The organism is Pseudomonas sp. GNP014, from assembly GCF_054344005.1.
The window spans coordinates 4,439,125-4,455,722 of the sequence record NZ_JBTGUS010000001.1 but is presented as its reverse complement, the minus strand read 5'-3'; the positions used below and the strand labels follow the sequence as shown (position 1 = coordinate 4,455,722).

General features: G+C 59.6%; 13 protein-coding genes. 5 read left to right on the top strand and 8 right to left on the bottom strand.

The window, feature by feature from the left end; translation table 11 throughout:
• Positions 1-6 precede the first annotated feature (6 nt).
• The 3 genes from ACXX9E_RS20020 to pmrG all read right to left on the bottom strand — a co-directional run bounded on the left by ACXX9E_RS20020 (position 7) and on the right by pmrG (position 4,083).
• Positions 7-1,521: an ArnT family glycosyltransferase gene (locus ACXX9E_RS20020; RefSeq protein WP_458556043.1), complete on the bottom strand. Its 1,515-nt coding sequence runs from the start codon at positions 1,519-1,521 to the stop codon at positions 7-9.
• On the bottom strand, positions 1,518-3,239 hold the full coding sequence (gene arnT / locus ACXX9E_RS20015; RefSeq protein WP_458556042.1) for a lipid IV(A) 4-amino-4-deoxy-L-arabinosyltransferase: 1,722 nt from the start codon (positions 3,237-3,239) through the stop codon (positions 1,518-1,520). The genes ACXX9E_RS20020 and arnT overlap by 4 nt, the downstream gene beginning before the upstream one ends.
• A gap of 301 nt (positions 3,240-3,540) precedes the next feature.
• Positions 3,541-4,083 carry a lipopolysaccharide core heptose(II)-phosphate phosphatase PmrG gene (pmrG, locus tag ACXX9E_RS20010; protein ID WP_458556041.1) on the bottom strand — a complete coding sequence of 181 codons (543 nt, stop codon included), beginning with the start codon at positions 4,081-4,083 and terminating at the stop codon, positions 3,541-3,543.
• Between the two features lie 456 nt (positions 4,084-4,539).
• Between pmrG and ACXX9E_RS20005 the strand changes: the two genes are divergently transcribed.
• The gene (locus ACXX9E_RS20005) at positions 4,540-5,853 is read left to right on the top strand and encodes a sensor histidine kinase (protein WP_458556040.1); all 1,314 of its coding nucleotides are present in this window, start codon (positions 4,540-4,542) and stop codon (positions 5,851-5,853) included.
• Here the strand turns inward: ACXX9E_RS20005 and ACXX9E_RS20000 are convergent.
• From ACXX9E_RS20000 to ACXX9E_RS19980, 5 genes are all read right to left on the bottom strand, one after another.
• Positions 5,811-6,362, bottom strand: coding sequence for a PqiC family protein (locus ACXX9E_RS20000; RefSeq protein ID WP_123468836.1), 552 nt, complete (start codon positions 6,360-6,362; stop codon positions 5,811-5,813). The genes ACXX9E_RS20005 and ACXX9E_RS20000 overlap by 43 nt on opposite strands.
• A 16-nt stretch (positions 6,363-6,378) precedes the next feature.
• The gene (locus tag ACXX9E_RS19995; protein WP_458556039.1) at positions 6,379-8,034 is read right to left on the bottom strand and encodes a PqiB family protein; all 1,656 of its coding nucleotides are present in this window, start codon (positions 8,032-8,034) and stop codon (positions 6,379-6,381) included.
• Positions 8,035-8,212: 178 nt separating this feature from the next.
• Positions 8,213-9,514, bottom strand: coding sequence for an NAD(P)/FAD-dependent oxidoreductase (locus tag ACXX9E_RS19990; protein ID WP_458556038.1), 1,302 nt, complete (start codon positions 9,512-9,514; stop codon positions 8,213-8,215).
• Positions 9,511-10,599 (bottom strand): polyamine ABC transporter substrate-binding protein, encoded by a 1,089-nt coding sequence (locus ACXX9E_RS19985; protein WP_128615389.1) that lies wholly within the window; start codon positions 10,597-10,599, stop codon positions 9,511-9,513. Before ACXX9E_RS19985 ends, ACXX9E_RS19990 begins: the two co-directional genes overlap by 4 nt.
• Before the next feature lie 156 nt (positions 10,600-10,755).
• Entirely contained in the window at positions 10,756-12,114 is a 1,359-nt protein-coding gene (locus ACXX9E_RS19980) for a glutamine synthetase family protein (protein WP_123468828.1), read from the bottom strand.
• A 162-nt stretch (positions 12,115-12,276) separates the two neighbouring features.
• On the opposite strand from ACXX9E_RS19980, the gene ACXX9E_RS19975 reads away from it, so the two are divergent.
• From ACXX9E_RS19975 to pstA, 4 genes are all read left to right on the top strand, one after another.
• On the top strand, positions 12,277-13,182 hold the full coding sequence (locus tag ACXX9E_RS19975; RefSeq protein ID WP_128615388.1) for a helix-turn-helix domain-containing protein: 906 nt from the start codon (positions 12,277-12,279) through the stop codon (positions 13,180-13,182).
• Positions 13,183-13,572: 390 nt separating this feature from the next.
• A complete protein-coding gene (gene pstS / locus ACXX9E_RS19970) occupies positions 13,573-14,604 on the top strand; it encodes a phosphate ABC transporter substrate-binding protein PstS (protein WP_458556037.1) in 1,032 nt (343 codons plus the stop codon).
• A 74-nt stretch (positions 14,605-14,678) separates the two neighbouring features.
• Positions 14,679-15,644, top strand: a complete 966-nt coding sequence (gene pstC / locus ACXX9E_RS19965) for a phosphate ABC transporter permease subunit PstC (RefSeq protein ID WP_123468822.1) — start codon at positions 14,679-14,681, stop codon at positions 15,642-15,644.
• Entirely contained in the window at positions 15,644-16,537 is an 894-nt protein-coding gene (gene pstA / locus ACXX9E_RS19960; protein ID WP_458556036.1) for a phosphate ABC transporter permease PstA, read from the top strand. Before pstC ends, pstA begins: the two co-directional genes overlap by 1 nt.
• Positions 16,538-16,598 lie beyond the last annotated feature (61 nt).

The window sequence follows — 16,598 nt, the reverse complement described above, 5'->3', positions numbered from 1 at the left end:
CATCAATCAGGAACGGGGAATGTAGGCCACGCTCTGGTCTTCGCGTCCGTGGAATACCTGCTCGCCACGGGTGGGGGTGGTGATGATGACCTGGTGGTCCGTTTTCAGGTAGTCGAGCGGCATTGCATCACCGTTGCGGTACTGCGCAACGACAATCGTGCGTTGCGGATCCCACTGTTCGCCACTGGTACGTTCAAGCCAGGTCATTAATGCTGCGGTATCGCCACTGCGCGGAAAGTCCTGGGTTTCTGCCACGTAATAGAACGGCGCGCCGCCGGTTTGCAGGTACATCGGGACTTTGTTGTCCACCTCGACCATGACCATGTGCCACTGATTCAGCGGTGCCTGTTCGCTGGCCTGCTGGCGAACCTGCTCGCCGAAACGGATAACGCCACCGCCGCTGTTGGTCCACGGGTAGAGCACACCCAGTATTGCGACCAGCAGCGCCGTGGCAACAGCAAAGCCGATTTTCAGCCCACGGCCTTCACTGTTGCGTTCGGCCAGGCGCCGGGTGACCCACCAGGCGCCAAGCAGTTGCGCGAACGGCACCAGCGGCAAGACGTAATAACTGCGACGACTGCCGCTGGCGGTGAAAAACAGCATCAACAACGCAAGCCCCTGAATCAGCCAGCGGGTATCCGGTTCGATGTGCTTCCAGTTTCGCGCGGCGACCCATAGTGCGATCAGCCAGCACGGAGCCCAGGGCAGGGTGTAGACCGGCAGGTAGATCAGGTAGGTGTAAATCGGCCCGAACTGGTCGAATGGCTGGAAAAACCGCACGACGTTCTCGCGCAACACCAGCCCCAGACCGCTTTGCTCGTAGGTGGGCGCGCCGTAGAAGTGCGACAGCACGAACGGCGTCATGTAAAACGCCCCGGCGATCACCAGCGCCGCGAGCAACCGCAGATTGAGGTGGCGTTTCCAGCGGTGCTCACTGAGCAGGTGCGGCAGCAGCACCAGGCCCGGCAGAATGAAGCCGATCAAGCCCTTGAACAGCGAGGTCAGCGACAGCAAGCCGAAGAACACCACGTAGCGCCAGAATCGGCTGTCATCCGGCCCGCGCCAGTACCACCAGACCGCGGCTAGCACACCGCACACCGTGAGAATGTCGGCGGTGGCGACCCGCGCCCAGAACACGAAGTAGAAGGTGGTCGCCAGCATCCAGCCAGCGATCAGCCCGGTGCCTTTGCGAAACAGCTGTTCACCGAGCAGGTACACCAGCCACACGCTGAACCACGCGGAAATGACCGAGGACAGGCGTAACGACCAGTGCCCCAGGCCGCCGGTGAACCATGAGGTGGCGGTGATCAGCCAGTACGACAGTAGCGGCTTGTCGTAATACGGACTGCCCTTGAGGTACGGGTCGAAATAGTCGCCACTTTGCAGCATCTGCAGGGCGATGTTGGCCCAGCGGGTTTCAGCGCCCCAGAGTTCGCGACTGCCCAGGCCGAGCAGCAACAGCAAGGCAGTCGCCGCCAGCAGGAGCAGCAACGGCCCCCGTTCAGACTTGGTCTGGATCATGGCTGGCTCTGGTTAAAAATAAGGATTTCCAGTTGGCCACGACGGTAATGCTTGCCGTCGATGGGCAGCAGTTCGAGTTGCTGAGCGTCCGAAGTGCTGTTGACCCGCATCACCACGCCGACCGAGCCTTTTTTGCGGGCGTCGGCCATCCACTGCGCAACACCGTCCAGACTGACCTTGCGCGAGGCCATGGCCGGATCATCGAGGCCGTACTTGAGCTCGCCAACGGTGTTGAACAGATCCACCTGCGGGCGTCCCAGGCGCCACGACAAGGCCGACGCAGCACCCAGATCGTTACTCAGCAACGAGGTGGTTGCGCTCAGTTCCTGCTGGTGTTCGGCAATGAACTGATCCGGCATCTTGCTGTTGACGACGGTCGCCGGCATGGCGGCCGGCAACAGCGCGACGAGCAGGCCGATGCCCAGCGCCGGCATGGCCCACAGCGCCAGTGGCCGCAAGGTTTGCAGCGAGCCGGCAATCAGCCAGCCGAGCAGCACGATGTAAGTCAGCGACAGGCTGAACATTTCGGTGTGTTCGTATACTTCGCGGGTTGCTTGCAAATAGATCAGCGCAATCAGTGCAGCAACAGCCAGCACCACGTTGACCGCGCCGTTGGTGCGCAAGACGCGAGCGTCCTGGCGATCGAGCCAGCCCATCAGTGTGTGGCCCATCAACAAGGCCAATGGCAGCAGACACGGCATGATGTAGGTCGGCAGTTTGCCGCTGCTGGCGCTGAAAAATGCCAGCGGCAGCACGAACCACAAGGCCAGGAAGCCGATTTTCGGGTCGCGCTTTTCGCGCCAGGCGCGCAGCAGTGTCGACGGCAACAGCAGTGCCCACGGCAAGGTGGAGGCAAACAGCAGCGGCAGGTAGAACCACCATGGGCGTGCATGCTGGGCGTCTTCACCGGCGGCAAAGCGGCGGATGTGTTCGTGCCAGAAGAAGAAACGCCAGAAGTCCGGTTCACGGGCATGCACGGCCAGTGCCCAGGGGACGCTGACCAGAGCGGCCACCACAACAGCGACCAGGCCATAACGCACCAACTCGCCGAAACGCCGTTGCCAGATCATGTAGGGCAGGGCGATCAGCACCGGCAGCATCAGGGCGAGGAAACCTTTGGTCATCAAGCCCATGCCACAAGCCAATCCCAACAATGCCCAGCCGCCAATCCGCGCGCGCGGGGTGTTGCTGTCGATGGCAAACCAGATCGCCACCAGACTGAGGTTGACCCACAAAGTGAACTGCGGATCGAGGTTGGCATAACCGGCTTGCCCTGCGATCAGGCCAAAGCTCATATAAAGGAGGGCGCAGGCGGCGCTGAGACGCGGGTTGTTCCACAGGCGTCGGGCCAGCAGATAGGCCAGCCACACGCTCACGCCGGTGCTGAGCGCCGAGGCGATGCGCACGCCGAACAGGTTTTCACCGAAGATGGCCTGGCCGATGGCGATCATCCAGTAGCCGGCAATCGGTTTTTCAAAGTAGCGAATGCCCATGAAGTGCGGCGCCACCCAGTTGCCGCTCTGCAGCATTTCCTGGCTGATCTGGCCATAACGGGTTTCATCGGGAATCCACAAGCCGTGGGTCATCAATGGCAGCAGATAAAACACCACGAAGGCCAGCACCAGCCCGGGGATCGCAAAACGCTCGATCAGGGTGCTCTGGTGGAGGCGCGGCAAATTCAACGCTGCATGGTGCAGCGGCTTGTTAATAGACGTCATGACTGGACCTTGGTGCAGTACAAAGTGTGCGTTTCAGTGACGGCCTGGCGATGTCCGTTGCAGGCGCGGCACTGGGTTGAATGAATGCAGAGGCGAGCACGTCCGATGGGCGTGTCCTGTATTCAGAGAACGGGTCTGCTTCCAGCTTTAAGTTCTCCTCGCGAAGACAAGCTCGAAAATGAAATATTTCGAGTTTTCGAAACTAAAAAACATTTCTTATTACAAATGAGCAAATGCCAAGGCTCCAAATAGAGCCTTGCTTGCGAAATACCGGAAAGTTACGCAAAAAAATGCCCGCTTATTATTTGTTCAATTGTGGCCAGCCGTCCGGGTTCATGATGCCAATGACGTTGAGTTGACCCTTGGGATCAATTCGCACCAGCACTGCGCTGCCATATTCCGCAGCGACGGCACGGGGGTAGCCGGTCTGTTTCTCAAAGTCGCTGATGCAACCGCTGTGGGTCACCAGGATCATGTTCTGCCCGGGCGTCTTGTGCGCCACGACGTCATTGCGCAAGGTCGGGCCGCACACTTCCAGCCATTCCTGGGCTACGGCGTCGTGACCGAACATGTAATGGGCGGTCTGCATGGTGCGCGTCAGCGGGCTGCTGAAGACCTGAGTGTTCTGCAGCCCCAGTTGCGTGAAGGCCCGGCCGATGCCGGTTGCAGCAGTGCTGCCGATCTGGGTGATACCGTCTGCCGGCCCCAGGCACGTATTGGTCGAACGGTCGCAACGTTCGGTATGGCGCACCAGCGCGACCACCTCGCCGGCCTGCCAGGCTTTCACCCATTCCTGAGTGGCCGAGGCGCTGGCATAACGCAGGTTGGCGGGCGAGCGTTGCATCCAGGCGAAGCCGCAAATCAGTGCACTCAGCAGCAAGCCGACAGCGATCACCGCCCAGGTGCGCGGGCGAGACAGATCCCATCGTTTGGATGCCGATTGTATTTGTACTAATTCAACCACGACGTTGCCTCTTGTCATTCCCGAGTTCCATTCAGTTCACACGTAAAGTGCAACGTAAGCCCCAGGAGGAAGTTACTTTACGGAGATTTACTTGAATGGCTGCTGAACACTACGTCCACAGTCGTGGCAGAGCAGTGAAGAACATGTGAAAAATTTGCGAGGGCCACGGAGTTTTAACTAAAACGACTATTTGATAAATAAACTCAAATACTCATTTTGTTTATCGGTGCTACTTAACAACAGCGACGCTGGAGGCGAAGCTGCGCCCTTTGAGCAACGGCATCGTGCGCAAGCTGGCGTGTTGTTCTGATATCAGTACTGGAGTCATTGAAGCGGATGGACCTCAAGCAAAGCCTCGCCAACCGGATTGTGATCGTGTTCGCCTTGATGAGCGCTCTGGTTGCCGGTGTGTTCGCCATGGGCATTGTCGCCACCGTACATGTGGTTGAACACAAGCTGACCATGACGGCCCTGAGCGGCGGTTTGCGCCGGTTGCTGGCGATGGACGACATCAGTCAATGGCGGCATGAGCCGGAAAAGAGCGAATTGTTTTTTTTCGAGAACGGCCCCGGTCCCATGGCGCTGACGGAACCCCTGGCCAGTCTGCCCCTGGGATTCCAGGAAATCAGCTTCAACGGTGATGACTTCTACGCCATGGTCGACGCTGTCGGCGGTCGCAAATATGTGCTGCTGCGCAATCAGGAAAGCTTCGAGCAGCGTGAGCACCTGTTGTTCGTCGTGGTGATCGTCGGTTTCATCCTCAGTGTCATGCTGGCCGTCGCCCTCGGCAGGCTGTTGGCGCGCCAGGTCATGGCGCCGGTGATTCGCCTGGCGCGTCAGGTTCGTCATCGCGATCAGTTGATCTCAATGGCCCCGGCACTGCAGCCCGACTACGCCGATGACGAAGTCGGGGCGCTGGCACTGTCCTTCGATCAGACTCTGGGCCGGTTGAGAGCCACCCTGAATCGGGAAAAGCTCTTCACCAGTGACGTGAGCCATGAACTGCGCACGCCGTTGATGGTGCTGGCCAGCTCCTGCGAGCTGTTGTTGGCCAATCCGTCGCTTGAACCACGTTCCACCGAGCAAGTCAGGCGCATAGCCCGGGCCAGCAGTGAAATGCGACAACTGGTCGAGACCTTTTTGATGCTCGCGCGCAAACCCGAAGAACTCGGAACTGCCGCCACGTGCACGCTCAAGGAAATCGCCGATGCCCAGGTGGAAGTCTGGGGACGATTGATCGGTGAAAAAGGCCTGGAGTTTGTCTATGAGCCGAAGCTGGCCGGTAACGGGCGCTATGACCTGACGCTCCTGCAGTCGGTGATGGGCAATCTGTTGCGCAATGCCTGGCATTACACCGATCAGGGTTTTGTGCGATTGACCCTGCTCAATGACAGCTTCGTCGTCGAAGACAGTGGCATCGGTATCCCCGAAGAGAAACGCCATGCCATGTTTCAACCGTTCGTGCGCGGTGATGAGCAGCGCGGTGAAGGCCTTGGGTTGGGGCTGTCCCTGGTGCAGCGAATCTGCAGCCATCAACAGTGGCAGGTGCAACTGGTGACCCGCGAGCCTAATGGCTGCCGCTTCACAGTCACGCTATCGCCGGCGATTCAAGAGACTGGCGGGCAGGCGCGGGAGTTGCCTGCCGCCTGACTGATCAAGGCCGCCAGGCGTCTGACATTGTTCTGCTGCGCGACCACCAGATCGTCAATCCCCGGACCTGACGGCGTTTGCAACGTGGAGCGACACGTCAGCAAGCTGTTGTCCGCCGCACCGCTGGGGCGCAGGCGCCATTTGACGTCGATCAGCCCGTACTGGCCAGGGATTGAATCGAACCGCTGCACGTCGATGCGCACCGAGACATTACCGTGACTGCCGGTATTGCTCAGTTGATCGCTGAGCGCGCTGCGCAACTCATCCGCCAGACTCGCGCCCCACCATTGGGTTTCCAGAATCGCCAGGCCGCTGTTGCCCTGGCGGATGACGATTTGCGGCCGGTCGACCTGCGGCGGCACCGTGATTCCCTCGATGGGGATCTGCGCGCCGGCCCGGGTGTTGGGCAATTGCACCGGGGTCAGGGTGTGAAAACTGATGGGGTCGCTGCGACACGCGCCGAGTAGCAGGCACGCGGCGAGCACGGTGATCTTCAACGGTGCAGCCATGGTCTGACTCCTGTGCTCAATTGCGCGGTGGCCCTTTCAGATCCAGCGGTGCGGCGTTGTCGGGACGACCACGGATCAACGATTCCGGATGCCGGCCGAGATAGTCCGACAGCTCCCGCAGCGAGCGCGACATGCGCCCGAGTTCATCGAGGGTTTCGGTGAGTTTTTCACGCTGTGGCGAATCTTCGGCCAGGGTCGAACTGGCGGACTGCAAGGTTTTGCTCACGTCGGCCAGGGTGTTCTGCACGCCCGGCAGGGTTTTTGCGTTGAACTGCGTCAGGCTTTTGCGCAGCTCGACCAGATTGCTGTCGAGGTTACCGGCAATGCGTTCAACCGGCAGTTTGTTGAGCTTGTCGACCATCGCTTCGAGCTTTTCCTGCAGTTGTTCGAGACTGCCGGGAACGGTCGGCAAAACGACCGGGCGAGCGCTCGGATCGAACGCGACTTTCTCCGCTTTCGGGAAGAAGTCCAGCGCGATGTACAACTGGCCGGTCAGCAGGTTGCCACTGCGGGCCTGGGCGCGCAGGCCATTATCGACGAAGGTGCCCAGTAGACGAATGCCGGCGGCTTCGTCGTTGGGGTCATGCTTGAATTCGCTGAGCATCTTTTTATAGGCCTGACCGAGACGCTGCGGATAAATGACGATGCCGACGTTGAGGGGGAACGTGCGTTTTTTCGCATCGAAATCCAGGTTGATGCCCACGACCCGGCCGATTTCCATACCGAGGAACTCAACCGGCGCATCGACCTTGAGTCCGCGCAACGACTGGTCGAAACGCAACACCATGTATTGCGCCTTGCCGTTCGGCGGGGCGAGGGCGGTCTGCTGGTCGGCGAACAGTTCGAAATCTCTGTCGTCGGTGGCGGCCACATCGTTGGGGCTGTAATCCGGGGCACGGAAGGCAATACCGCCCACCAGCAGGGTCGACAGCGATTCGGTCTTCACGGCGAAGCCGTTGGCACCGACATTGATGTCGATGCCGCTGGCATTCCAGAAACGGGTGTTTTCGGTGACGAACGCGTCGTTCGGCGAGTGAATGAACACCTCGATATCGACCCCTTTGCCTTCGGGGTTGAGGGCGTAGGTGACCACTTGGCCGACCGGAATCTTGCGGTAGTAAACCGGAGAGCCGATGTCCAGTGAACCGAGGTCCGGTGCATGCAGCATGAAGCGCTTGCCGGGTTCGCCATAGGTGATCGGCGGCGGATTCTCCAGACCTTTGAAGTGCTTTGAATGGCTATCGGACTGGCCGATGTCGGCACCGATATAGTCACCGGAAAGCAGGGTGTCGATGCCTGAAACACCGCCGGCGCCAATGCGTGGGCGCACCACCCAGAACTGTGAATCTTCGCGAGTGAAAGTTTGCGCCTGTTTGGCCAATTTGATGGTGGCGTCGACGCTTTTCTGGTCGCCACTCAACTCGACGTCCGTCACCTGACCGATGACCACGTTGCGGTATTTGACCTCGGTCTTGTTGGCCGTCAGGCCGCTGCCGGTCTTGAAGTTGACGATGATCGTCGGGCCTTCCTGCATCAGGTTGTGCACCACCAACGAAATGCCCACCAACACTGCTACGATCGGGACGATCCACACCAGCGAAATGCTGAAGCGTCGGGTTTTGATCGGGGCCTGGCCCGGTGCTCGCGGCTCATCGACGGCTGACGACTTCATCCAGGTCCTCCTTGGTTTATTGGGCACACTGAGCGTCAGGAACGCAAAAGCACTTCATCAATATAGAAGTGCTTGGCGATAGAGCAAATGTGTATAGCTCGCGAGCTGCGGAACAGCGTGAGGGGGCAGTGATTTGTGGCGAGGGAGCGAGCTCCCTCGCCACAAGTACGACATTGCGTCAGCCGAGGATTTCCCGCAGGCGATACCAGAACATACCCAGTGCCAGCAGCGGCGAACGCAGGGCCGGGCCGCCGGGGAACGTCATATGTGGCACGCCGCTGAACACATCCATGCCCTGGCTGTGCCCGGCATGAATGGCTTCGCCGAGCAGCTTCGCGCACCAGTGCGTCACGTTCAGGCCATGCCCGGAATAACCTTGGGCATAGAACACGTTCGGATGCTGTTTGAGCCGGCCGACCTGCGGGAAGCGGTTGGCGGTGATGCCGATCTTGCCGCCCCACTGGTAGTCGATGCGCACGTCCGCCAGTTGCGGGAAGACCTTGAGCATTTTCGGTCGCATATACGCGGCGATGTCCGCCGGATCGCGTCCGGAATAATGACAGGCGCCGCCGAACAACAAGCGCCGATCAGCCGAGAGCCGATAGTAATCGAGGCCGACTTTCTGGTCGCACAGCGCGAGGTTATGCGGAATCAGTTGCCGCGCACGTGCTTCGGACAGCGGTTCAGTGGCGATGATGTAGCTGCCGGCGGGCAGCACTTTACCGCTGAGTTGCTGTTCGAGGTCGTCCAGGTGCGCATTGCAACCGAGCACCAGACTGCCGGCGCGCACGCTGCCGCCCGCGCAGCGCACTTGCACGGTTTGGCCGTGGATGATTTCCAGCACCGGGCTCTGCTCGAAGATGCGCACGCCGAGTGAAGCCGCCAGGCGGGCCTCGCCCTGGACCAGATCTAGCGGATGCAAGTGACCCGAGCCCATGTCGACCAGACCACCGGCATACCCATCGGCATTGACCACCTGCTGACGGATCTGCTCGGGGCCAACCAGGCGGGTTTCGTGGGCATAGCCAAGTTCGGCCAGATCGACTTGCTCTTGCTCGAAGGCTGCGAACTGCGCGGGCGTGTTGGCCAGCTCGCAGAAGCCCCAACGCAGGTCGCATTCGATAACGTTATCGGCGATGCGCTGGCGCACCAGCTCCACCGAGTCGATCCCGGCACGGTGCAAATAGCGCACGCCCTCCTGACCGACATATTTTGCGAAGCCGTCCACTGCATGGCCGATGCCGCGGATCAACTGGCCGCCATTGCGACCGCTGGCCCCCCAACCGATCCGCCGGGCTTCGATCAACACCACCGACAGCCCGCGCTGAGCCAGTTCAATGGCGGTGTTGACCCCGGTGAAGCCGCCGCCGATCACGCAGACATCGGCACTCACATCGCCGTCCAGCCTGAGATAAGGCGTGCTCGCCCGAGCCGATGCAGCGTAATAGGAGCGCGCGTGTTCTTCGGTGTACTGATTCATTTGTTCGACTTCACTTTGCTCCAGGAGCGGGTCATCAAACGCATGATGGCCTGGGGCGGGGTAGAGGAGATGTAGAGCTTGTCGAGCACCGCTTGCGACGGATAAACCTCAGGGTTATTGACCAGCTCCTGATCCATGTACTGCTTGGCGGCCGGGTTCGGGTTGGCGTAACCGACCGAGGCGCTGACCTTGGCGATCACTTGTGGATCGAGCAGGTAATTAATGAAGGCGTGGGCCTCTTTGGCATTGCTCGCGTCGGAGGGAATGGCCAGCAAGTCGAACCAGAGGTTGGCACCTTCTTTCGGGATCGCGTAGGCGATATTCACGCCGTTCCTGGCTTCCTTGGCGCGGTTGGCGGCCTGGAACACGTCGCCGGAATAACCGAACGCCACACAGATATCGCCGTTGGCCAGGTCGGACACGTATTTGGAGGAGTGGAAATAGGTGATGTACGGGCGAATGCTCAGTAGTTTGGCTTCGGCCTTTTTATAGTCTTCCGGGTTTTCGCTGCGCGGGTCCAGGCCCATGTAGTTAAGGATCGCCGGGAACACTTCATCGGCGGAATCCATCATCGACACGCCACACTGTGTCAGTTTCTTCAGGTTTTCCGGCTCGAACAGCACGGCCCAGGAATCAATGTGGTCGATGCCCAGCACCTCCTTGACCTTGTCGACGTTGTAGCCGATGCCGTTGGTGCCCCAAAGGTACGGCACCGAGTGCGCGTTACCCGGATCGTTTTTTTCCAGCAGTGCCAGCAGTTTCGGGTCGAGGTTCTTCCAGTTCGGCAACTGCGAGCGATCCAGTTTGAGGAAGGCGCCGGCCTTCACCTGACGCGCGAGGAAGTGATTGGACGGCACCACCACGTCGTAGCCGGTACGGCCGGCGAGGAGCTTGCCTTCCAGGGTTTCGTTGGAGTCGAAAACGTCGTAGATCACCTTGATGCCGGTCTTGGCCTGGAAGTCGGCGAGGGTGGTTTCACCGATGTAATCGGTCCAGTTGTAGACGCTGACCTGGGGCTGGGCCAGTGCGGCGGCACTGCACAACAGCGCCAGTGCAGCGGGGACCATGGATTTCAACAGACGCATATCGACACCTCTTTGAATTATTGGATTTTTCAGGCGTTTCACTCTCCTGTGGGAGCGGGTGTGTCCGCGATGAGAACGGCAGCCTCGACCTCATTTTTGAATGTGCCGCCGCCATCGCGGGCAGCCAGCTCCCACAAGGATTTGTGCAGATCTGGTTTAAACGCTCAGCATCAGGAACTCACGCTCCCACGAGCTGATCACGCGCTTGAAGTTTTCATGCTCGGCACGCTTCACCGCGACGTAGCCGCGCACGAATTTGTCGCCCAGGTATTGCGCAACGGTTTCGCACTCTTCCATTTGCGTCAGCGCGTCTTCGATGGTGATTGGCAGGCGCAGGTTGCGGCGTTCGTAAGCGCGCCCTTGTACCGCAGCGCTCGGCTCGATGCCTTCGACCATGCCGATGTAACCGCAGAGCAGGCTCGCGGCAATCGCCAGATACGGGTTGGCATCAGCGCCCGGCAAGCGGTTTTCCACGCGCATCGCTTCAGGGCTGGAGGTCGGCACACGCAGGCCGACGGTACGGTTTTCTTCACCCCATTCAACGTTGACCGGCGCCGAGGTGTCCGGCAGGAAGCGGCGGAACGAATTGACGTTTGGCGCGAACATCGGCAGCACTTTCGGGATGTACTTCTGCAGACCACCGATGTAGTGCAAGAACAGCTCGCTCATCTGCCCGTCGGCGTTGGCGAACACCGGTTTGCCGGTGGCGATGTCCACCACGCTCTGGTGAATGTGCATGGCGCTGCCCGGCTCGTCGCCGATCGGCTTGGCCATGAATGTGGCGGCGACGTTGTGCTTGAGCGCAGCCTCACGCATGGTGCGTTTGAACACGGTGATCTGGTCGGCCAGGTCCAGGGCGTCGCCATGACGGAAGTTGATTTCCATCTGCGCCGGGCCGTCTTCGTGGATCAGCGTGTCGAGGTCCAGGCCTTGCAGTTCGCACCAGTCGTAGACGTCTTCGAACAACGGGTCGAATTCGTTGGCGGCGTCGATCGAGAACGACTGCCGGCCACTTTCCGCACGGCCCGAGCGCCCCAGCGGCGCCTTGAGCGGCAAGTCCGGGTCTTCGCAACGCTGGGTCAGGTAGAACTCCATTTCCGGGGCAACAATCGGCTTCCAGCCTTTGTCGGTGTAGAGCTGCAGAACTTTCTTCAAGACGTTGCGCGGCGACAGTTCGATCGGGTTGCCGAACTTGTCGAAGGTGTCATGGATGACGATTGCGGTCGGCTCAATCGCCCATGGAATCACGTAGACCGCATCGGCGACGGGCTTGCAGACCATGTCGATATCGGCCGGATCGAGCAGGTCGTAGTAAATGTCGTCGTCGACAAAATCCCCGGTTACCGTTTGCAGCAGCACACTTTCCGGCAGGCGCATGCCTCGCTCATGCAGGAACTTGTTGGTCGGTGCGATCTTGCCGCGGGCAATGCCGGTCAGGTCGCTGACCACACATTCGACTTCGGTAATCTTGTGATCTTTCAGCCACGTGAACAGCTGATCGAAAGGGGCATTCATAAAGACCTCGTTATTGGTTTTATAGACGCCGGGGAGGGCGGGTTTCATCTTCCGCCCCTTCCCCTGTGGCGCGTTGACGACTATCTTGGGCGAGCCTTGCAGTTCCATCTATCCACTTTAAGCAGCACCAAAGCGCACCAAAAGAGTGCGCAAGGTCACCTCATGACAACGTGCAATCCGCTCCAGGTTCAAGCGTTCAACACCGCCGATGTAGCCGAACAAATCCGTGCCACACCGGGCTGGGTTCAGCATTACCAACAGATGTCGCCAGGCCATTTCGCCGGGCAGATCCGCTACTTGGATCTGCAAGGTGTGGAGGTCTACGAGGAACAGATGAACACCCGCGTCGAGCAGAATTTCAGTGCGCCGTCGGGAGCCCTGGCGTTCTGTTTCGATCGCAGCGACAACGCGCTGTATCTGCTCAATGAGGAGAGCCGCAACATCTGGATCACCCCGGAGAACTACCAGGAAATCGCGGTGGTGTTCGGCCCGGAATTCGTCCGCCAGCACGGCCTGGACGTGACGAAACTCGAAGGTTTGTTCATGGCGCCGCTCAACTGTGGGCAGAACGCTTTGTTCAGTCGCTGGTTAAGCTCGATTCTCACGAAGTTGACACAAGTTATTGATTCTCCTAGCAAAGAGTCGCTGACTCAGCAGTTGCTCGAGGATTGCCTGTTTATTCTCGACAACGCTCAGGTGTGCCTGGATCGCGGAGGATTGCAGCGGCGTACCGAAGAGCGAACCATCATGAAACGCGTTGGCGACTGGGCCGCCGATTCACCGGAGGAGACGGTGAATCTGCTGGAACTGGCAAACGTTGCGGGCGTTTCACTGCGCCAGTTGCAGCAAGCATTCAAGGCTTACACCGGGATGACGCCGAGCCATTGGCTGCGCCTGCGCCGGCTGAACAGTGCGCGCCGCGAACTGCTCAAGCGCCGGCCAACGGAAACCACGGTGGCCGAGGTGGCGATGCAGTGGTCGTTCTGGCATTTGGGGCGCTTTTCCAGCAGCTATCGCGCTCTGTTCAACGAACTTCCCAGCGAAACCCTCAAGCGTGCCCACCGATAAACAGCCTTGTCATTTCGCCGGAAGTTGGGGTGGGAACAGGGTTTGCAGGACCGCGCCGTGCGCTGGGTCCCATACCCATGGGGTGATACTTAAGAAATCACTTTAAGTGTTGTTCAATTCCTTTTATATCAATGAGTTATCAGATGTTTGTGATGTTGATTGGATCATTTGAGCCGTAGCGGCGGGGCATCCAGCGTTCTGCTGGCCGATGCAATGGTGTGTCGGCTTCAAGCATTGAGGCTATCGAGATCGAGCCTCGGTAAACGCCCACTGTCCGCCAGCAGACCAGCGCTGCGAGCAAAGCCCCACTCGAGATCCTGCAATCCAACATTCATAAAAACTTAACGAAATTGCTGCAGTGTTAAGGGGCCCCTATAAGGAGTTTCCTTGATGAAACGTTTGATCAAGTCTGCTGCGTTCGTTGTGACTGCATCTCTGTTGGCTACCTCGATGTCCTTCGCGGCGGAAAACGTCCGTCTGACAGGCTCCGGCGCCAGTTTTCCGGCTCCGATCTACCTCACCTGGTTCAAGGATTTCAGCAAGAAGTCCGAAGGTGTCACTGTGGATTACCAATCCAAGGGCAGTGGCGCCGGCGTACAGGACTTCTTGAACAAGACCGTTGATTTCGCCGCCAGCGACTCGGCTATGAAAGATGAAGACATTGCCAAGGTGGCCGAAGGCGTGCAGTTGCTGCCGATGACCGCGGGTGAAATCGTGCTGGCGTATAACCTGCCGGGCAATCCCAAGGGGCTGAAACTGCCACGCGACGTCTACTCCAATATCTTTTTGGGCAAGATCACGCGCTGGAACGATTCGCAGATCGCCGCAGCGAACCCGGGCCTGAAACTGGCCGATACGCCGATCACGGTTGTGGTGCGCGCTGACTCCAGCGGTACGACTGCGGTGTTCACCAAACACTTGGCGGCGATCAATACCGAGTTCAAGCAGGCGCTGGGTGAGGGCAACACGGTCAACTGGCCGGCCAGCGACAAATTCATCAAATCGCCGAAGAATGACGGTGTGACCGCGACCGTGCGCCAGACCCCGGGGGCCATTGGCTACATCGAATACGGCTTCGCCAAACTCGCCAAGGTTGATTTTGCGCAGTTGCAGAACAAGGCCGGTCAGTACGTCGTACCGAACGCGGAAAGCGGTGCCGAGGCACTGGCTGCGGTGAAAATGCCCGAAAGCCTGGTGGCCTGGCTGCCTGATCCTGACGGCGCCAAATCCTACCCGATCACGTCCTACACCTGGATGATCTTCCGCAAGGACAACGGCAACCCGGCCAAGGCCAAAGCCATGCGCGAGATGGTCGAGTACAGCTTGACCGAAGGGCAGAAGATCGCCGACTCGATGGGTTATATCCCTTTGCCGCAATCGGTCGTCGATCAGGTTCGTAAAGCGTCTGCCAACATCCAGTAAGCGCTCGTGAGGTCTCTCTCGGCGTGGGCTTTGCGCCTGGCCGGGAGAGTTTTCCCCCATTGCGGAATCAGCCAATGAACCCACCTTTTGTCGTACCGGTCAATCCGGCTTCCGCGTGCCAACCACCGTCCGCCAAGGACTTTCTGGTCGACCGCATCTTCCGTGCGCTTGCGCAAATAGGCGTGGTGCTGATTCTGGCGTTGGTCTTCGCGCTTATCTTTGAAGTAGGGCGCAAGGCCATTCCCGGCATGGAGAAGCACGGTCTGGATGTGTTGTTGGGGTCCGTCTGGGATGTCAATCAAGGCAAGTACGGCATTCTGCCGGCGATTTGGGGCACGCTCTACAGCGCTTTCATCGCGCTGCTGATCGCCGGTTTTTTCGGCGTCAGCATGGCGATTTTTCTGACCCAGGATTTCCTTCCCGCGCAACTCGCCGCGGTGTTTCGCACCATCGTTGAATTACTCGCTGCCATCCCGAGTGTGGTGTATGGCCTGTGGGGGATCTACGTGGTGATTCCGGCGATTCGGCCGCTGGCAGAGTCGCTGAACAGCGAACTCAGCTGGATACCCTTTTTTGGCACATCGTTGAGCGGGCCCGGGCTGCTGCCGGCGGCGCTGGTGCTGGCGATCATGATTCTGCCGACCATTGCTGCCGTCTCGCAGGACGCCCTCACCGGCGTCCCGATGAAAACCAAGCAGGCCGCCTATGGCATGGGAACCACCCATTGGGAAGCGATTCTCAAGGTCATGGTGCCCTCGGCCGCCACCGGTATCTTCGGTTCCCTGGTGTTGGGGCTGGGCCGCGCGCTCGGTGAAACCATGGCGCTGGCCATGCTGGTGGGCAACGCGAACAACATCTCGCTTTCGCTCTTTGCCCCGGCCAATACCCTGGCCGCCTTGCTGGCATTGAACTTTCCCGAGGCAGGGCCGAACGAGATCGAAGTATTGATGTACGCCGCTCTGGTCCTGATGTTTATCACGCTGCTGGTGAACATCATCGGTTCCATGATCATGGTCTATGCCCAACGGGGTACTAAATAATGACGGACATCACGCCCTCAACCGCTGCATTTCCAAGCCTGCAGCGCAAGTTCGAAGGTCGCGCGCTGCGCAGCCTGGTGTTGACCACACTGGTCTGGGCTGGCGCTCTGTTAGCCAGCGTGCCGTTGATTTCCGTGCTCTACATGCTGATCACACGTGGAGGCGCACGCCTGAACCTGGAAGTGTTCACCGAGCTGCCGCCAACCGGTTTCGAAACCGGTGGTGGCTTCGGCAACGCGATGGCGGGCACGTTCCTTATGGTCGGTATCGCCGCAGCGATCGCGGTGCCGGTCGGTATCATGGCGGCTATCTTTCTGGCTGAACTGGGCCCTGACAGCAAGCTGGCAAACGCCGCGCGCTTTGCCGCCAAGATGCTCACGGGGCTGCCCTCCATTCTGGCCGGGGTGTTCGCCTACGCGCTGGTCGTGATGACCACCGGCACCTACTCGGCACCTGCCGGGGGCGTGGCCCTGGCGGTGCTGATGTTGCCCATCGTCGTGCTGACGGCTGAAGAGTCGATGCGCATGGTGCCGAAAATCATGAAGGATGCCGCCTACGGCATGGGCTGCACCCGCTCGCAGGTCATCTGGAAAATCGTCTTGCCCACCGGCATGCCGGCGATCCTCACCGGGGTCATGCTGGCCGTGGCCCGTGCGGCGGGCGAAACCGCGCCCTTGTTGTTCACGGCGCTGTTCAGCAACTACTGGATCTACCACGACGGCAGCCTGGCGGTCATGAATCCGACGGCCTCGCTCGCCGTGCTGATTTACAACTTCTCCGGCATGCCCTTCGACAACCAGCTCGAACTGGCATGGGCGGCCTCGCTGGTGTTGGTGATGATCGTACTGGTCGTCAATATCGTCAGCCGTATTTTCGGCAAGCCCAAGTACTGAGAACGGAGCATCTGAATCTTGAACGCATCAAATCTGCAAATCGCGGCTCCGTTTGTCACTC